A 16134-nucleotide genomic window follows, 5' to 3' on the forward strand; every position below is an offset into this window, starting at 1 on the left:
TATGTTGAAGACTATACCAAGAATAAAAATCACTTGTCAACATTTTATTTGTATAATTCTGGACGTCGATCCGCAAAAACTGGAATTCCTTTGCGTACTTCTTTAATTTTCTCGAGTGTAAACTCTCCAAATAGAATTGATTCTTCTTCATTTGCTTCTACAACAACTTCGCCCCAAGGATCGACAATTAAAGAATGGCCAGCAAACTCATTATTTGGATCCTTCCCTGCCCTATTACATGCTACAACATAACACTGATTTTCAACTGCTCTTGCTTGTAATAGTAAACGCCAATGCGCTAAACGAACTAATGGCCATTCAGCTACAACAAATAAAACTTTTGCACCTTTAGCAGTATGAACGCGCATCCACTCCGGAAAACGAATATCATAGCAAATGGTGCCGGCGCACTCTACATCATCTAACTTAAATTCACCAGTACGATTTCCAGCGATTAAATATTTATGTTCATCCATAAGCTGAAATAAATGCACTTTACTATATTCATTGACTAGTTCTCCTTTATTCGTTACAACATACATTGTATTTGTAACACCTTGTTCTGTTTGCCTTGCTATAGAACCACCAACAATATGTACACCATATTGTTTCGACCATTCTATCAACTTTTCTTTCGTTTCCAATCCATCCCTATCTGCAATTTCAGAGAGTCTCGTTAAATCATAACCTGTTGTCCATAGTTCTGGTAAAACAATAACATCTGGTCTTTCTTTCATCGCTTCACTTATTTTATTTTTAGCATTCTCAATATTTTTTTCTACATCTCCAAAGACAATATCCATTTGAATACATGCGACTTTCATTTTTTCAGCCCCATTCTTATTTTTTTCTTTACAAAATACTGGAAAGATTATATCATTTGTCACTAGAATTGTAACAACTTTCAAAAGAGGTGGAAAGTATGAAATCATTTCAACCTTCTGAGATAGTAACATCATTGCCAACACAATTTTTCGCTTCACTTGTTGCAAAAGTTAACAAAGTTGTAGCAGCTGGTCACGATGTTATTAATCTAGGTCAAGGTAATCCAGATCAACCAACACCGCAGCATATCGTAAAAGCTTTGCAAGATGCTGCAGAAAAGACCATTCATCATAAATATCCGCCATTTCGCGGACATGAAAGCTTAAAAGAAGCCGTGGCAACATTCTATCAACGTGAATATGATGTAGTAGTAAATCCGAAAACTGAAGTTGCTATATTGTTTGGTGGAAAGGCTGGATTAGTAGAATTACCAGTTTGCTTTACAAACCCTGGTGATACAATTCTCGTTCCCGATCCAGGCTATCCAGATTATTTATCAGGAGTTGCTTTAGCGAAAGCACAATTTGAAACAATGCCGCTTATTGCAGAAAATAAGTTTTTACCAGATTATACAAAAATTGACGACTCTATTGCCGAGCGTGCAAAATTAATGTTTTTAAACTATCCAAATAATCCGACCGGTGCTACTGCATCAAAAGATTTCTTTGATGAAACCATTCATTTTGCTAATAAACATAATATATTAGTCGTTCATGATTTTGCTTACGGTGCGATTGGATTCGATGGTCAAAAACCTGTTAGTTTCTTACAAGCAGATGGTGCCAAAGATACAGGAATCGAAATTTACACATTATCGAAAACTTTCAATATGGCTGGCTGGCGCATCGCTTTTGCGGTAGGGAATGAAAGTGTCATTGAAACCATTAACTTATTACAAGATCATATGTATGTTAGTATTTTTGGTGCCATTCAAGATGCTGCCCGCGAAGCACTATTAAGTTCACAGTCTTGCGTCATAGACCTTGTAAATAGTTACGAATCTCGAAGAAACGCTCTTATTTCAGCTTGTCACTCAATTGGTTGGAATGTAGACATTCCAACAGGGTCATTTTTTGCATGGCTTCCTGTTCCAAAAGGATATACTTCTGAGCAATTTTCTAATATTTTACTAGAAAAAGCACATGTCGCAGTTGCTCCTGGTGTTGGATTTGGTGAGCATGGTGAAGGGTACGTCCGCGTTGGTCTCTTGCATACAGAAGATAGATTACGAGAAGCCATTAATCGAATCGATAAATTAAATTTTTTCAAAAAGTAATTGACAACATGAAAAATATCTGACAAAATTCAGTTATCTTAAAAATTTAAACATTTCTAAATACTTCTTATCAAGAGCAGGTGGAGGGACGAGCCCGACGAAACCCGGCAACCGATCTACAATTGTAGACACGGTGCTAATTCTCGCAGCATTACGCTGACAGATAAGGAGCTGGTTGTAAAAAAACCTCTCCTTAGCTGAGAGGTTTTTTTATTTAACTAGGAGGTTATAACAATGAGCGGAATTATAGCGACATATTTAATCCATGATGATTCACATAACTTAGAAAAAAAAGCTGAACAAATTGCACTCGGTTTAACAATTGGCTCTTGGACTCATTTGCCGCATTTATTGCAAGAACAATTAAAACAACATAAAGGCAACGTCATTCATGTTGAGGAATTAGCTGAACATGAACATACCAATTCGTATTTACGTAAAAAAGTAACACGCGGGATTATTAAAATTGAATATCCGTTATTAAATTTCAGTCCAGATTTACCAGCTATTTTAACAACTACATTCGGAAAGCTATCCCTTGATGGCGAAGTAAAATTAATTGACTTAACTTTTTCAGACGAGTTAAAAAAACATTTTCCTGGTCCAAAATTCGGGATAGATGGTATTCGAAATCTTTTACAAGTACATGATCGTCCCCTTTTAATGAGTATTTTTAAAGGAATGATTGGACGAAATATTGGGTATTTAAAAACGCAATTACGCGATCAAGCAATTGGTGGTGTAGATATCGTAAAAGATGATGAAATATTATTTGAAAATGCATTAACACCACTTACGAAACGCATCATATCTGGAAAAGAAGTTTTACAATCCGTATATGAAACGTACGGACATAAAACGTTATATGCCGTAAATTTAACAGGACGAACTTTTGATTTAAAAGAAAATGCGAAACGTGCAGTGCAAGCTGGAGCCGATATTCTATTATTTAACGTATTCTCTTACGGACTAGATGTACTACAATCACTTGCAGAAGATGATGAAATCCCAGTTCCTATTATGGCACATCCTGCTGTAAGTGGTGCTTATTCAGCATCCAAGTTATATGGAGTTTCATCACCATTATTACTTGGAAAGCTACTCCGTTATGCTGGGGCTGACTTTTCATTATTCCCATCTCCATACGGAAGTGTTGCGCTAGAAAAAGAGGAGGCTCTTGCTATCTCAAAATATTTAACTGAAGACGATGTATTTTTCAAGAAGAGCTTTTCTGTTCCGTCTGCTGGTATTCATCCTGGTTTCGTTCCCTTTATTGTACGAGATTTCGGTAAAGATGTTGTTATTAATGCTGGCGGCGGGATACATGGACATCCAAATGGGGCGCAGGGCGGCGGTAAAGCTTTCCGTGCTGCAATTGATGCTACTTTGCAAAATAAACCACTCCATGAAGTAGATGACATAAATTTGCATAGCGCACTACAAATATGGGGAAATCCCTCTCATGAGGTGAAATTATGAGTATTCAAGTATTTTGTGATTTCGATGGCACGATTACAAATAATGATAACATTATGTCCATTATGGAAAAATTCGCACCACCAGAAGCTGAAGAAGTAAAGAATAAAATTTTATCACAAGAGCTATCTATTCAAGAAGGTGTTTCTCAATTATTTCAATTCATACCTACTAATCTGCACGATGAAATTATTCAATTTTTAATAGAGACTGCTGAAATTCGTAACGGTTTTCATGAATTTATACAATTTGTAAATGAAAACAATATTTCCTTTTATGTTATATCAGGTGGAATGGATTTCTTCGTCTATCCACTCTTACAAGGACTCATTCCAAAAGAGCAAATTTACTGTAATGAAACAGATTTTTCAAATGAATACATTACGGTGAATTGGCCTCATCCTTGTGATCGTCTTTGTCAAAATCATTGCGGATTATGTAAATCATCACTCATCCGTAAATTGAGTGATACGAATGACTTCCATATTGTAATTGGAGATTCAATTACCGATTTACAAGCTGCGAAACAAGCGGATAAAGTGTTCGCTCGTGATTTCCTTATTACAAAATGCGAAGAAAATCATATTTCTTATACAGCATTTGAAACGTTTCACGATGTTCAAACTGAATTAAAACATTTGTTGGAGGTGAAATTATGAAACAACTTTTTCGTCAATGGTATGACTTAAGCGAGATAAAAAAAGAATTAACAACACGAAATTGGTTTCCAGCAACGAGTGGTAATATTTCTATAAAGGTTAGTCATGAACCACTCACTTTTCTCATTACAGCAAGCGGTAAAGATAAAACAAAAACGACTCCAGATGACTTTCTACTAGTAGATCATCTAGGGGTTCCCGTATTAGAGACTGAATTACGCCCTTCAGCAGAAACAATCTTGCATACACATATTTATAACAATACGAATGCTGGGTGTGTCCTTCATGTTCATACAACTGATAACAATGTTATCACAAATTTATATAGTGATGCAGTCACACTTCAAAATCAAGAAATTATTAAAGCTCTCGATATTTGGGAAGAAGATGCAACAATTCACATTCCTATTATCGAAAACCATGCTCATATCCCAACGCTTGGAGAAAACTTCCGCAAGCATATACAGGGAGATTCGGGGGCAGTATTAATCCGTAACCATGGTATTACCGTATGGGGCCGAGATAGCTTTGATGCAAAGAAAAGATTAGAAGCTTATGAGTTTTTATTCCAATTTCATATAAAACTATTATCAATTCAAGGAGGCGTTTCTAATGGCGCAAATTCGTATTCATGAAGTAAATACTCGCATTGAAAATGAAGTGGAAGTATCTAAATTTCTACAAGAGGAAGGCGTTTTATATGAGAAATGGAATATTTCCAAACTTCCTACTCATTTAAAAGAAAATTACTCATTAACAGATGAAAACAAAGCTGAAATATTAGCTGTGTTTTCAAAAGAAATTGCTGATGTTTCAGCACGCCGAGGTTATAAAGCACATGATGTAATTTCACTTTCAAATAGCACACCTAACCTTGACGAATTATTAATTAATTTTCAAAAAGAACACCATCATACTGATGATGAAGTTCGCTTTATTGTTAGTGGTCATGGCATCTTTGCCATTGAAGGAAAAGATGGGACATTCTTTGACGTTGAACTTGAGCCAGGCGATCTCATATCTGTTCCTGAAAATGCAAGACATTATTTTACCTTGCAAGATGATCGTCAAGTTGTAGCTATTCGTATTTTTGTTACAACTGAAGGTTGGGTTCCAATCTATTAAGGTAGTTAGTTGAATAAAAGGTCTTGGACCCCCTTTTCCAACCTTTTATTCACTCTACATATATACATCCTCCTATGGAACAGGCTTATTTCATTTTGAAATAAGCCTGATTTTTTATGGTTCTAACCGTATTATTCCTTCTTTTCAGTACAATCTCTCCCTTCAATTTTTCAAGTATATTTATTAATACTTTTTGAACATTTATTGAACTTTTTTTGAATTTTTTCTGAAAATTCTGTTTTATATATGATATACTACAATTAACTAAGAAGGAAAAAATATCGCAAACAGAGGGGGATAATCATGAGTTTACTTATCGCACTTATACTAGGGGTTACGTGTGGAGCACTTCCTATTATTCTAGGAGCTATTATGGAAGAATTAGAAGTTGGTGTTTTAGGTTTTGTTGCATCTTGTGTAAGCGCTTTATTTTTCGGGTTGTTCGGTGCTATTCCTGTTTCAATTCTGTGTGCATTTTATATAATACGCCATGCTCGTACAAAACAATTTGGTCCTAATCACATCGCGCAAGTTATTCCATTCCCAATGGAACGATGCCGCCGGGCTTCTAGCTTATAATTACAAAATTAAAAATAAAAGTCCTCAAATGAGGACTTTTATTTTTTTTCTTCTAGAAATTGAAACAATTCTTGTAGGTGCAAAGCGTCTTCACTATAGCTAACAGATACATGATATATACCATCAATCTCCGCTTCCATGTAAAGGTCAACTCCATCTCGATCATATTTCAATGCCAAATAAAATTCCATTTCTTCTAGCATCTTTTTTGAAGTTCGAATAACGTAATGCCCTTTCTCATCTCTTCCATATTCGAAATTCGGTTCAAAATCATATTTTTGTTTAAAAGCTTCTTTTTGTTTTTCATTAATTTGTATACATGTTGCTCTTTGTACAGTATCAATCATCTCATCAAATTTTTGAAGATCCATCTCATTTACCCCCTTACATATTTTTTGTATAACACTTGTGTTCCGCTATTTTCTTCCCCATCTTTTATTAGCTCTTCATACAATTCCTTCGCCAAACTTAAACCTGGTACTGGTAATTGTAATCTTTCAGCCTCATCTAACGCGATCTTCATATCTTTCATAAAATGCTTTACATAAAAACCTGGTTCAAAATCTCCCTTTAACATTCGAGGAGCTAAATTACTTAATGACCAGCTACCTGCTGCTCCCGTTGAAATACTCTCCAATACTTTATCAGGATCTAATCCAGCCTTTTTTGCATAAGCAACAGCTTCACATACTCCAATCATATTAGAAGCAATCGCAATTTGATTGCACATTTTTGTATGTTGTCCACTTCCAGCAGTCCCTTGCAACTGAATATTTGTTCCTAGTTTTTCAAATAACGGTAAACATCTATCATATATTTCTTTCTCTCCACCGACCATAATTGCGAGTCTTGCTTCTTTCGCACCAACGTCTCCTCCAGATACAGGTGCATCTAACGTATATACATTCTTACTTTTACCGGCTTCATTAATACGTTTTGCCAATGTTGGTGTAGATGTCGTGAAATCAATTGCGATCGTACCTTCATTTGCATTCTCCAAAATTCCATCTATCCCAAAGTACACTTCTTCTACATCATGTGGATACCCAACCATAGTCATTACAACATCAACTTGCTTTACTAACTCTTTCGGTGTATCACACCAATTTGCACCATCTTGTACTAAAGAGTCTGTTTTCGATTTTGTTCTATTATATACATATACTGTATGACCGTCTTGCATGAAATGACGCACCATACTTTTTCCCATTACACCAATACCAATGAAACCAATTGATACATTTTTATGTTTCATTTTCTCATCCCCTTTGTTCTAATAAATCACTTACCATCTTTCGGAAATCTTTATTGAAGTCATCATCCATACTATTTTTCACATTTGAAAATAAAATAACAAAAGTCCCTTTTTCTTTATTAAAATTATTGAAAGTGTTCCAACCAGATAGTACACCATGATTATGAAAATAATCCGGATATATGTAAAAACTAAATGCATATTTTCGTTCTGTTGAAGGTGAAAACATCGCTTGTATACTTTGTTCAGAAAGAAGTTTTCCATTTATAATTGCTTCGTCTAATTTCTTCATATCTCCAACTGTCGTATACATCTCACCACAACCATATAGCCAATCTATGCCTACCTTCTGCGCTGGTACAAGCTCTTGATTTTTTTTCACATAACCCTTTGTAAAATTTTTATCTCCAGGTACCATATTTCCCATACCAGATTCATACATATCTGCTTTTGTAAATATATTTTCTTTTATATAATCTCCTAAAGGTTTTTTCGATATATGTTCTATTATATAGGCAAGCACCATATAATTATAATCTGTATATCTCCAACCTGTTCCTGCAGGAAATTCTAAATTTTGACGTCCAATCCAATTAATTAACTGTAAACGGGAAGCAGCATTAACATTGCCTTTTGCGTGTTCAGGTAAACCAGAGGTATGCGTTAATAAATGATATAACGTAATATTTTTATTCTCCGGAAATGAAGGAATATATTTATTTACATTATCTTGAATATTTAGCTTACCTTGATCCTGCAGTTGTAAAATAGATGTAGCCACAACTGTTTTCGTAATAGAACCGATACGATATTTTGTGTGAGGCGTATTTTCTATTTTATTTTGAACATCAGCATACCCATATCCTTTATTCAATATAACATGCTCTTTATCTGTTACCAAAACTGTTCCATTGAATTGCTTTCCGACTAAATATTGATCTAATTTTTGAGATATGCTAGCGTAATCAATTTGCTTTTCTTTTTCTTCTTCTATATTCTCTTGTACTTCTGATTCAACAGCAGGATTCACCTTAGTTGTTAATTCTTTATTTTCCTTTATATTAGAATTATAGAGAAAATAGTATACTCCTCCACAAACTAAAGCACATATTGAAACTATCATCATTATTTTTTTTATCATTTTGTTCCTCCATAATTCCTTCGTTCAAAATCCCCCCTACACTCTATTATCAAGTAATAAAAAAAAATCGCAACAATTTGTTGCGAAAAATCACTTTTTTTCTTTTCTATATACACACACTTGATTTTTCCCATTTTTTTTCGCTTCATATAATGCAATATCCGCTCGTTGCATTAATTCTTCTCTTGTAATCCCTTTTTCATATAATGCAACTCCAAAGCTCGCTGTTAATTTCGAAATCCCTGAGAATTGCTTTGTTTCAATGAAAAATCGTAATGATTCCGCAACTTGAAATGCTTCTTTTTCTACTGTATTCGTTACTAAAATAATAAATTCTTCTCCTCCCCACCTAGCAAATACATGTTGCTGCTCCACTTTAGATTTCATGAGCTCTGCAAGCTCAATTAATGCTAAGTCACCAAAATCATGGCCATACGTGTCATTTACTGCTTTAAAATTATCTATATCAAATAAAATAAGTGCTATGTTTTCATTATTACGCATCGCATTATCCCATTCTGCCTCGAGTATTTGTTGGAATTTCAAACGATTATAAATCTCTGTTAACGAATCTATCATAGCAAGTCTTTCTTGTTCTTGATAGATTTCATCTAATTCGGTAATCTCTGTACACTTCACAATAAATCTTGATAAATCTTCTGGCAATGGTGTCGCACGCAATAAAAAAGTTGACACTTCCCCTTCATAGTTGGACATCTTAATTCTTCTATCATATGATAATGTATCATCTAACCATGTTATATCATGAGTTGTTGAATAGTATCCATTTTCTCTAATAAGATGTTCAGCAAATACTAAATGTTGCTCACGATAAGCAAACAAATTTTCATATCCGAAAAACTCTAAAAAATTTGTATTACAATCAACAATCTCATCGTCTTCTACTATAAATAATAGATCATTTCGAAAATCAAACATCGTTTGAAGTAGTTCTTGTTGCAAACTTACTTGCCGCACTAAAGAAAGCTGATATAAACTTTTATTTACTTCCTCTAACACCATTTGCGGAGTCACAGGGGCTATCACAATATTACGTATTCCTAACGTAAGTACCTCTGCAAACTCGCTTGTTATTTGTTGATCCCAAATGACAATAAATGTACTCTGTGGATTATACATATTCTTTATATATTTTATTTGAGAAAAATCTGTTACATACATAATTACAATATGTGGTTTAGTCCTCTGAAATAATACTTCTCCTTCTTCAAAACTATTTGCTATAAACATACATTTTGGATGGATATTTTCTATCGTTTGTTGATGTGTGCATCCATTTTCTATATAAAGGACATTTAACTGAAGATCTTGTAATACATTTTGGAAAACCGTATTCTCTAATAAAAAATGTAGTATGTTCATCACTAGTCTTCACTCACTTCATATATCTTGTTCTACAGAATTCCTCACAAACATTTTATAAAAAACTGTTCTCTAAAAACTTTAATGAGTGAGGGATACATGTTAACAAGCTAATTGAGAATGTTATCTTTGCTTTTTCACTCTATAAATTCCTTTTTTAGTGTATGATTATAGGAATTGTATCGTTTGTATGAATGCCCTAGCTTCCGCTTGAAAACTTGACAATTAAAATAAAGATATTATATTCTTAAATTCGATAACTTACAAAATGTAAGTAGAATATATTACATGTATTTTTTTCATAATTTGATATGTAATTTGGAGGATATATAATGACAAATGAAAACTTTTTTAATGTTTTATATGAACGCACATCTACACGTGCATTCAACCCAGAGAAAGAAATTTCATCTACAGAGTTACACGAGATTTTAAAGGGAGCTGCTCAAGCACCTTCCGCTTGGAATTTACAGCATTGGAAATTCCTTGTATTCCAAGGTGAAGATGTACAGAAACGATTACATCCAATTGCTTATAACCAACAACAAATTCTTGATGCTTCTGCTGTAGTCGCTATTTTAGGTGATTTAGAAGCTTATAAAAACGTTGAACCCGTTTATGGTCCAATTGTAGAACAAGGATTTATGAAAGAAGAAGCAAAAGAACGCTTAGCTAAAAATATTGAGTCTGCATATGCCCGTGAGCAATTCCCAAGAGATGCAGCCTTTTCAAATGCATCTTTAGCAGCAATGCAACTTATGCTTGCAGCTAAAGCAACTGGCTGGGATACTTGTGCGATTGGTGGTTTCAACCCACAAGCACTTACAGAAGAATTCAATGTTTCATCTCGCTACGTACCAATTATGCTTATTACAATTGGGGAATCAACTTTAAAAGGCCATCCTGCACCACGAATGAGCGTAGAACAAGTGAGTGAATGGGCAAAATAATAAAGTGAAACTTGAATCAGTGTGAGGGTCTTACTGCCCTTTCATACGAATAAAAAAGAAACGAAGGTAATTTCATTACCTTCGTTTCTTTTTTTATTCTGTCACACATCCGTAATACTAAAATGTATGATTCGACATCCACACATAAAAAACAGTAAATTTCAGCTATTCGCATACATATAAATGACGTTTCGTGTCGAATTTTGTTAAAGTATCGAAATATAACCGTGTGTTTTTGTTACAATTATGATACAATGATAACAAATAGATAACAAGAGAGGGATTTTCATTGAGTTCATACGGAAGCTTTATTGCACTTTTATGTTACATAGTAACTGTACTGCTTCTATATTTTATTGGCGATGCTGCAAATATTTCAGTTTTACAATTTCCAAAAGAAGAAGCATTCCAATTAGAATCAGAAAAACATACTGCACGATCCATTGTACCGCTACTGTTAGCTCTTCCTGTATATATCATCGTTTTATATAAAAGCAAAAAAGTGTAAAGGCTACCTATTTCATTCATTTCGGTGGTCTTTACACTTTTTTGTGATATCTATCCTATTTTAAACATCATTCCGTAATAAACACCCAGCTAGTCTTTTAAAATGAGAAATTCCCCTAGAAAAAATTCCACTCTCTGTCCAGTCACTCACTACCGAACTTACATAGATTATAAGTGTGAAGGGGGTGATGAGGATTATGTTTGGATCATTTGGATGCTGTGATAACTTTAGAGACTGTCATCATCATGAAAGAGAGTGCAGACATCATGAGAAAGAGAAAGAGAAAGAAGTAGTTAGACCACAACAACCAGCTGTATGTAACGTACTTGCTAGCATTTCAGTTGGAACAGAGCTTTCTCTATTAAGCGTTAAAGGTGTTGGATCTTTCAACAATGTAATTTTTGAAGGTTTCTGTAACGGTGTTGCTCTTTTCTCTGCTTTAGCTCGTAATAACAATGACAAAGATAACAAAGATAACAATAAAGACGATAAGCACAATCAAAACCGAAATACTTTTACTGGTATTTTACGTGTATGCCCAGCTGATATCGTTGCTATCGCTATCTAATTTTGTTCCTTATCTTCAAAAGTAAGAAAATAAGTTTTACTTTTCTCATAGAAAAAACCTGAGACCGATTTCAAATCGACTCAGGTTTTTTTATTGATTATATACTTTTAACTAGTTCAACAACTTCTTCAGCAGTTGACATCATTAATGCTTTTTCTGCTAATGTTTCCATTTCTGCTTTTGACAACTTGCTTAGTTGTGTTCTTGCAGGAAGAATAGATGTTGCACTCATACTGAACTCATCTAAACCTAATCCTAATAATAATGGGATCGCAAGTGAATCTCCCGCCATCTCACCACACATACCAGCCCATTTGCCTTCTTTATGAGCAGCATCGATAACCATTTTTACAAGACGTAAAATAGATGGGTTATATGGTTGGTATAAGTAAGATACTTGTTCGTTCATACGGTCTGCAGCCATTGTGTATTGAATTAAGTCGTTTGTTCCGATAGAGAAGAAATCAACTTCTTTTGCAAATTGATCTGCTAATACTGCTGAAGCTGGGATTTCAACCATCATACCCACTTCAATAGAATCAGAAACAGTTGTACCCGCTTCTACAAGTTTCGCTTTTTCTTCTAATAGGATTGCTTTCGCTTGACGGAACTCATCAAGAGTTGCAATCATTGGGAACATAATTTTTAAGTTACCGTATACGCTAGCACGAAGTAATGCACGAAGTTGTGTACGGAACACATCTTGCTCATCAAGACATAAGCGAATTGCACGGTATCCTAAGAATGGGTTCATTTCTTTTGGTAAATGTAAGTATGGAAGCTCTTTATCTCCACCGATGTCAAGTGTACGAACAACAACAGGTTGACCTTCTTTTACACCTTCAAGAACTGCTTTATACGCTTCGAACTGCTCTTCTTCTGTTGGAAGATTATCACGGCCCATGTATAAGAATTCTGTACGGTATAAACCAACGCCTTCTCCGCCATTATCGATAATACCTTGTACATCATTTGGTGTTCCGATATTTGCAACAAGCTCAACGTGATGTCCATCACTTGTTACAGTAGCTTGATCTTTTAATTTTGCCCATTCAGCTTTTTGCTCTTCAAATTTCGCTTTCTTTTCTTCAAACGAGCGAAGAGTTTCTTCTGATGGATTAACAATTACTTCTCCATCTAAACCATCGATGATTACGATATCGCCGTTTTGGATTTTCTCCATAACAACTTTCGTACCAACAACAGCTGGAATTTCCATAGAGCGAGCCATAATTGCAGAGTGAGATGTACGTCCACCGATATCAGTTGTAAAACCTTTTGCATACTTACGGTTTAACTGAGCTGTATCAGATGGTGTTAAATCTTCAGCAATAATGATTACTTCTTCAGAAATTGTACCAGGATTTGAGAAGTTAATGCCTAGTAAATGTGCAAGAACACGTTTTGTTACGTCACGAATGTCCGCAGCACGTTCTTTCATATATTCGTTATCCATGTTTTCAAACATAGAAATAAACATTGATGCAACTTCATCCATTGCAAATTCAGCATTTACTTTTTCACTATTTACTTTATCTTTTACTGGGTTTACTAGTTCTGGATCATTTAACACTAATAAATGTGCTTCAAAGATCGCAGCTTTGTCAGCACCTAGCTCAGCAAAAGCGTGGTCTTTAATAGCTTCTAATTCAGTTTTTGCTTTCTCAAGCGCAGCTTCTAAGCGTGCAATTTCTGCAGCTTCGTTTGTAATTGATTTCTTTTCGATGTTAAATTCAGGATTTTCAAGTCTGAAAGCCTTTGCAATAGCAATCCCACTTGATGCAGCGATCCCTTGAATGTTAAGAGTCATTATTCTCCTAATCCTTCGTTTTTCATAGTTTCTTCGATAGCTGCTAGTGCTTGAGCTGCATCATCACCATTTGCAGTGATTTTAATTTCCGCGCCTTGTTGAATACCTAAAGACATAACGCCCATGATTGATTTTAAGTTAACGTTCTTTCCGTTATACTCTAAGTTAATGTCAGAACCAAATTTGCTTGCAGTGTTTACAAGTAGAGTTGCTGGACGAGCATGAATTCCTGAGTCGCTAGTTACTTTAAAGATTTTTTCCATGATAATTTATCTCCTTTAAATTACAGTATTTTTTTAGTTGTATAGACGTGAGTACTACATCATCTATTGTATATAATAGGCGATGTTCGGTCAACCACATCACCTATTATAATTATAAACATTTTGCGTCAAATTCCTACTGAATGTCAATAATAGCGTTTTCGCCCTTCTTAACATTTCCATCTTTTTTCAATTCGACTTGCTGCCCTTGCTGTAAATTCGTAAATACAATTGGTGTAATGATAGATGGTGCATTTTCTTTTACAAATGCAAGATCTACTTTTAATAATGGTTGTCCTTGTTTCACTTTGTCACCTTGCGCTACAAGTGCTTCAAAACCTTCACCATTTAATTTTACAGTATCAATACCGAAGTGGATTAAAATTTCTTTTCCACCTTCAGATTGAATACCAATTGCATGCTTTGTAGGGAATACGTTGACAATTTCACCATTAACTGGAGAAACTACTGTTCCTTCTGTTGGCTCAATTGCAAATCCATCTCCCATCATTTTTCCTGAGAATACTTGATCCGGCACTTCTGTAATAGGTAGGATTTTCCCTTCAATTGGTGAAACGATTGTTTCGTTTTCATCAACTTTTTGAGGAGCTTCTTCTACTTTTACAGGCTCTGCTTTTTCAACATGAGATGTACGACCTGACATAATATCATGAATTTGTGATTTTAATGTGTCAGATTTCGGTCCAAAAATAGCTTGAATGTTATTTCCAACTTCAAGTACACCAGCTGCTCCAAGTTCTTTCAAGCGATCTTTATTTACATTCTTTTGTTCGTTAACTTGAACACGTAAACGAGTAATACAAGCGTCTAAAGAAGCAATGTTTTCTTTACCACCAAGTGCTACTAATACTTCACGAGGAAGTTCACCAGCTTCTGCTTTTCCTGCACCTTCATTCGCATTTGCAACTTCACGGCCAGGTGTTTTTAAATCCCATTTACGGATTGCAAATCGGAATCCGAAGTAGTAAATAACCGCTAGTACAAGACCAACAATAATTACCCACCACCATGCCGTACGGCCTGGTAGTACACCGAATAATAGGAAGTCGATTAAACCACCAGAGAATGTCATACCAATTTTAACACCTAAAATTTGCATTGTCATAAATGATAGACCAGCGAATACAGCGTGAATTCCGAATAATACTGGTGCTACGAATAAGAATGAAAATTCAAGTGGCTCTGTAATACCTGTTAAGAAAGATGTTAATGCAGCAGAACCTAAAATACCAGCTGCTAATTTTTTATTTTCTGGACGTGCTTCATGGTACATTGCTAAAGCTGCCGCTGGAAGACCGAACATCATGAACGGATACTTACCAGTTGTAAATGTACCTGCTGTTAATTCTACACCGTCTTTTAACTGTGCCATAAAGATTTTTTGGTCACCACGAATTAATTCGCCAGCCGCATTTGTATACTGACCGAATTCGAACCAGAACGGTGAATAGAAAATGTGATGTAATCCAAATGGAATTAATGAACGTTCAATTAAACCGAAAATAAATGCTGCTAACGTTCTATTTGCATCAATCATTTGATGTGAGAACGTGTTTAAGCCACCTTGAATGTATGGCCAAACGAAGCACATGATAATACCTACTATTAAAGAGAATGTTGCAGTTGCGATCGGTACGAAACGCTTACCTGCAAAGAAACCTAAGTATGATGGTAATTCAATGTTGAAGTATTTATTATAGCAATATGCCGCTACTATCCCGACGATAATACCACCAAACACTCCAGTTTGTAGCGTTGGAATTCCTAATACGTTTGCATACGCTGGATCTGCAAATCCAACTTTTACTGGGTCTGCTCCAGAACTTGTTACTTTCACTAGCTTATCTACTTCTAAGAACACACTCATCGTTTTGTTCATAATTAAGTAGCCAACGAATGCTGCTAAACCAGCTACTCCGTCTCCACCAGCTAAGCCAATTGCTACCCCAACTGCGAATAGTAATGCAAGGTTAGCGAAAATAATATCACCAGATTGTTCCATAATTTTTGCTACCATTACGAACCAATCTGCTTTTAAAGCAGGAATAACATTTGTTAACTGTGGATTTTGAAATGCATTACCAAATCCAAGTAAAATACCTGCTGCCGGTAAAATCGCTACTGGAAGCATAAGCGCTTTTCCGACTTTTTGAAGAACACCAAAGATCTTCTTAAACATGGAAACCCTTCCTCTCTTATCTATATTGATACCTTCCGACAAACGCCAAAAAGGCATGAGGAAAAAAAGATAGAACGATAGCTATACAAAGGGTAGTATATCCCTTTCTCTAGCTT

At 35.1% G+C, this 16134-nt stretch carries 17 protein-coding genes and 1 riboswitch; of the genes, 9 read left to right on the plus strand and 8 right to left on the minus strand.

The window, feature by feature from the left end; translation table 11 throughout:
* Positions 1–44: 44 nt before the first annotated feature.
* Positions 45–908 (minus strand): carbon-nitrogen family hydrolase, encoded by an 864-nt coding sequence (locus PSR14_RS21125; RefSeq protein ID WP_113732796.1) that lies wholly within the window; start codon positions 906–908, stop codon positions 45–47.
* A 14-nt stretch (positions 909–922) separates the two neighbouring features.
* Here PSR14_RS21125 and PSR14_RS21130 point away from each other — a divergent pair, with 14 nt between their 5' ends.
* From PSR14_RS21130 to PSR14_RS21155, 6 genes are all read left to right on the plus strand, one after another.
* Positions 923–2101: a pyridoxal phosphate-dependent aminotransferase gene (locus PSR14_RS21130; RefSeq protein WP_000834736.1), complete on the plus strand. Its 1179-nt coding sequence runs from the start codon at positions 923–925 to the stop codon at positions 2099–2101.
* A 64-nt stretch (positions 2102–2165) separates the two neighbouring features.
* Positions 2166–2271, plus strand: a riboswitch (SAM riboswitch).
* Positions 2272–2335: 64 nt separating this feature from the next.
* A complete protein-coding gene (mtnW, locus tag PSR14_RS21135) occupies positions 2336–3580 on the plus strand; it encodes a 2,3-diketo-5-methylthiopentyl-1-phosphate enolase (RefSeq protein ID WP_000014190.1) in 1245 nt (414 codons plus the stop codon).
* Positions 3577–4236 carry a 2-hydroxy-3-keto-5-methylthiopentenyl-1-phosphate phosphatase gene (gene mtnX, locus PSR14_RS21140; protein ID WP_000027458.1) on the plus strand — a complete coding sequence of 220 codons (660 nt, stop codon included), beginning with the start codon at positions 3577–3579 and terminating at the stop codon, positions 4234–4236. The genes mtnW and mtnX overlap by 4 nt, the downstream gene beginning before the upstream one ends.
* Positions 4233–4871, plus strand: coding sequence for a methylthioribulose 1-phosphate dehydratase (locus PSR14_RS21145; RefSeq protein WP_000811326.1), 639 nt, complete (start codon positions 4233–4235; stop codon positions 4869–4871). The genes mtnX and PSR14_RS21145 overlap by 4 nt, the downstream gene beginning before the upstream one ends.
* On the plus strand, positions 4849–5361 hold the full coding sequence (locus PSR14_RS21150; protein ID WP_000057311.1) for an acireductone dioxygenase: 513 nt from the start codon (positions 4849–4851) through the stop codon (positions 5359–5361). Before PSR14_RS21145 ends, PSR14_RS21150 begins: the two co-directional genes overlap by 23 nt.
* A 303-nt stretch (positions 5362–5664) precedes the next feature.
* Entirely contained in the window at positions 5665–5940 is a 276-nt protein-coding gene (locus PSR14_RS21155; protein ID WP_000054669.1) for a hypothetical protein, read from the plus strand.
* A gap of 38 nt (positions 5941–5978) precedes the next feature.
* Here the strand turns inward: PSR14_RS21155 and PSR14_RS21160 are convergent, their stop codons facing one another.
* The 4 genes from PSR14_RS21160 to PSR14_RS21175 form a co-directional block, all read right to left on the minus strand.
* On the minus strand, positions 5979–6311 hold the full coding sequence (locus tag PSR14_RS21160) for a DUF3909 family protein (protein ID WP_000365613.1): 333 nt from the start codon (positions 6309–6311) through the stop codon (positions 5979–5981).
* 5 nt (positions 6312–6316) lie between these two features.
* Positions 6317–7195: an NAD(P)-dependent oxidoreductase gene (locus tag PSR14_RS21165; RefSeq protein ID WP_098487379.1), complete on the minus strand. Its 879-nt coding sequence runs from the start codon at positions 7193–7195 to the stop codon at positions 6317–6319.
* A 4-nt stretch (positions 7196–7199) separates the two neighbouring features.
* Entirely contained in the window at positions 7200–8336 is a 1137-nt protein-coding gene (locus PSR14_RS21170; RefSeq protein ID WP_113733043.1) for a serine hydrolase domain-containing protein, read from the minus strand.
* 90 nt (positions 8337–8426) lie between these two features.
* Positions 8427–9719, minus strand: coding sequence for a GGDEF domain-containing protein (locus tag PSR14_RS21175; RefSeq protein ID WP_001023204.1), 1293 nt, complete (start codon positions 9717–9719; stop codon positions 8427–8429).
* A 332-nt stretch (positions 9720–10051) separates the two neighbouring features.
* On the opposite strand from PSR14_RS21175, the gene PSR14_RS21180 reads away from it, so the two are divergent.
* The 3 genes from PSR14_RS21180 (at position 10052) to PSR14_RS21190 (ending at position 11745) form a co-directional block, all read left to right on the plus strand.
* Complete coding sequence (locus PSR14_RS21180; RefSeq protein WP_000180604.1) at positions 10052–10669, plus strand: nitroreductase family protein; 618 nt, start codon at positions 10052–10054, stop codon at positions 10667–10669.
* A 289-nt stretch (positions 10670–10958) separates the two neighbouring features.
* Positions 10959–11177, plus strand: a complete 219-nt coding sequence (locus tag PSR14_RS21185) for a hypothetical protein (RefSeq protein WP_000100487.1) — start codon at positions 10959–10961, stop codon at positions 11175–11177.
* 196 nt (positions 11178–11373) lie between these two features.
* A complete protein-coding gene (locus PSR14_RS21190; protein WP_000468014.1) occupies positions 11374–11745 on the plus strand; it encodes a DUF3915 family protein in 372 nt (123 codons plus the stop codon).
* 97 nt (positions 11746–11842) lie between these two features.
* Here the strand turns inward: PSR14_RS21190 and ptsP are convergent, their stop codons facing one another.
* The 3 genes from ptsP to ptsG form a co-directional block, all read right to left on the minus strand.
* Entirely contained in the window at positions 11843–13555 is a 1713-nt protein-coding gene (gene ptsP, locus PSR14_RS21195) for a phosphoenolpyruvate--protein phosphotransferase (RefSeq protein WP_000174221.1), read from the minus strand.
* Positions 13555–13818 (minus strand): phosphocarrier protein HPr, encoded by a 264-nt coding sequence (ptsH, locus tag PSR14_RS21200; protein WP_000411079.1) that lies wholly within the window; start codon positions 13816–13818, stop codon positions 13555–13557. Before ptsH ends, ptsP begins: the two co-directional genes overlap by 1 nt.
* 136 nt (positions 13819–13954) lie before the next feature.
* Positions 13955–16018, minus strand: a complete 2064-nt coding sequence (gene ptsG / locus PSR14_RS21205; protein WP_098487377.1) for a PTS glucose transporter subunit IIABC — start codon at positions 16016–16018, stop codon at positions 13955–13957.
* Positions 16019–16134: the final 116 nt, after the last annotated feature.

Origin of the sequence: Bacillus sp. A01H (assembly GCF_045277205.1) — a bacterium.
In the GTDB taxonomy this organism is placed as follows: Bacteria; Bacillota; Bacilli; order Bacillales; family Bacillaceae_G; genus Bacillus_A; species Bacillus_A paranthracis.

What these genes read in the sequence shown, in the direction of transcription:
- PSR14_RS21130 (WP_000834736.1), top strand. Translation starts at nt 923, where the DNA reads ATGAAATCATTTCAACCTTCTGAGATAGTAACATCATTGCCAACACAA.
- mtnW (WP_000014190.1), top strand. Translation starts at nt 2,336, where the DNA reads ATGAGCGGAATTATAGCGACATATTTAATCCATGATGATTCACATAAC.
- mtnX (WP_000027458.1), top strand. Translation starts at nt 3,577, where the DNA reads ATGAGTATTCAAGTATTTTGTGATTTCGATGGCACGATTACAAATAAT.
- PSR14_RS21145 (WP_000811326.1), top strand. Translation starts at nt 4,233, where the DNA reads ATGAAACAACTTTTTCGTCAATGGTATGACTTAAGCGAGATAAAAAAA.
- PSR14_RS21150 (WP_000057311.1), top strand. Translation starts at nt 4,849, where the DNA reads ATGGCGCAAATTCGTATTCATGAAGTAAATACTCGCATTGAAAATGAA.
- PSR14_RS21155 (WP_000054669.1), top strand. Translation starts at nt 5,665, where the DNA reads ATGAGTTTACTTATCGCACTTATACTAGGGGTTACGTGTGGAGCACTT.
- PSR14_RS21160 (WP_000365613.1), bottom strand. Translation starts at nt 6,311, where the DNA reads ATGGATCTTCAAAAATTTGATGAGATGATTGATACTGTACAAAGAGCA.
- PSR14_RS21165 (WP_098487379.1), bottom strand. Translation starts at nt 7,195, where the DNA reads ATGAAACATAAAAATGTATCAATTGGTTTCATTGGTATTGGTGTAATG.
- PSR14_RS21170 (WP_113733043.1), bottom strand. Translation starts at nt 8,336, where the DNA reads ATGATAAAAAAAATAATGATGATAGTTTCAATATGTGCTTTAGTTTGT.
- PSR14_RS21175 (WP_001023204.1), bottom strand. Translation starts at nt 9,719, where the DNA reads ATGAACATACTACATTTTTTATTAGAGAATACGGTTTTCCAAAATGTA.
- PSR14_RS21180 (WP_000180604.1), top strand. Translation starts at nt 10,052, where the DNA reads ATGACAAATGAAAACTTTTTTAATGTTTTATATGAACGCACATCTACA.
- PSR14_RS21190 (WP_000468014.1), top strand. Translation starts at nt 11,374, where the DNA reads ATGTTTGGATCATTTGGATGCTGTGATAACTTTAGAGACTGTCATCAT.
- ptsP (WP_000174221.1), bottom strand. Translation starts at nt 13,555, where the DNA reads ATGACTCTTAACATTCAAGGGATCGCTGCATCAAGTGGGATTGCTATT.
- ptsH (WP_000411079.1), bottom strand. Translation starts at nt 13,818, where the DNA reads ATGGAAAAAATCTTTAAAGTAACTAGCGACTCAGGAATTCATGCTCGT.
- ptsG (WP_098487377.1), bottom strand. Translation starts at nt 16,018, where the DNA reads ATGTTTAAGAAGATCTTTGGTGTTCTTCAAAAAGTCGGAAAAGCGCTT.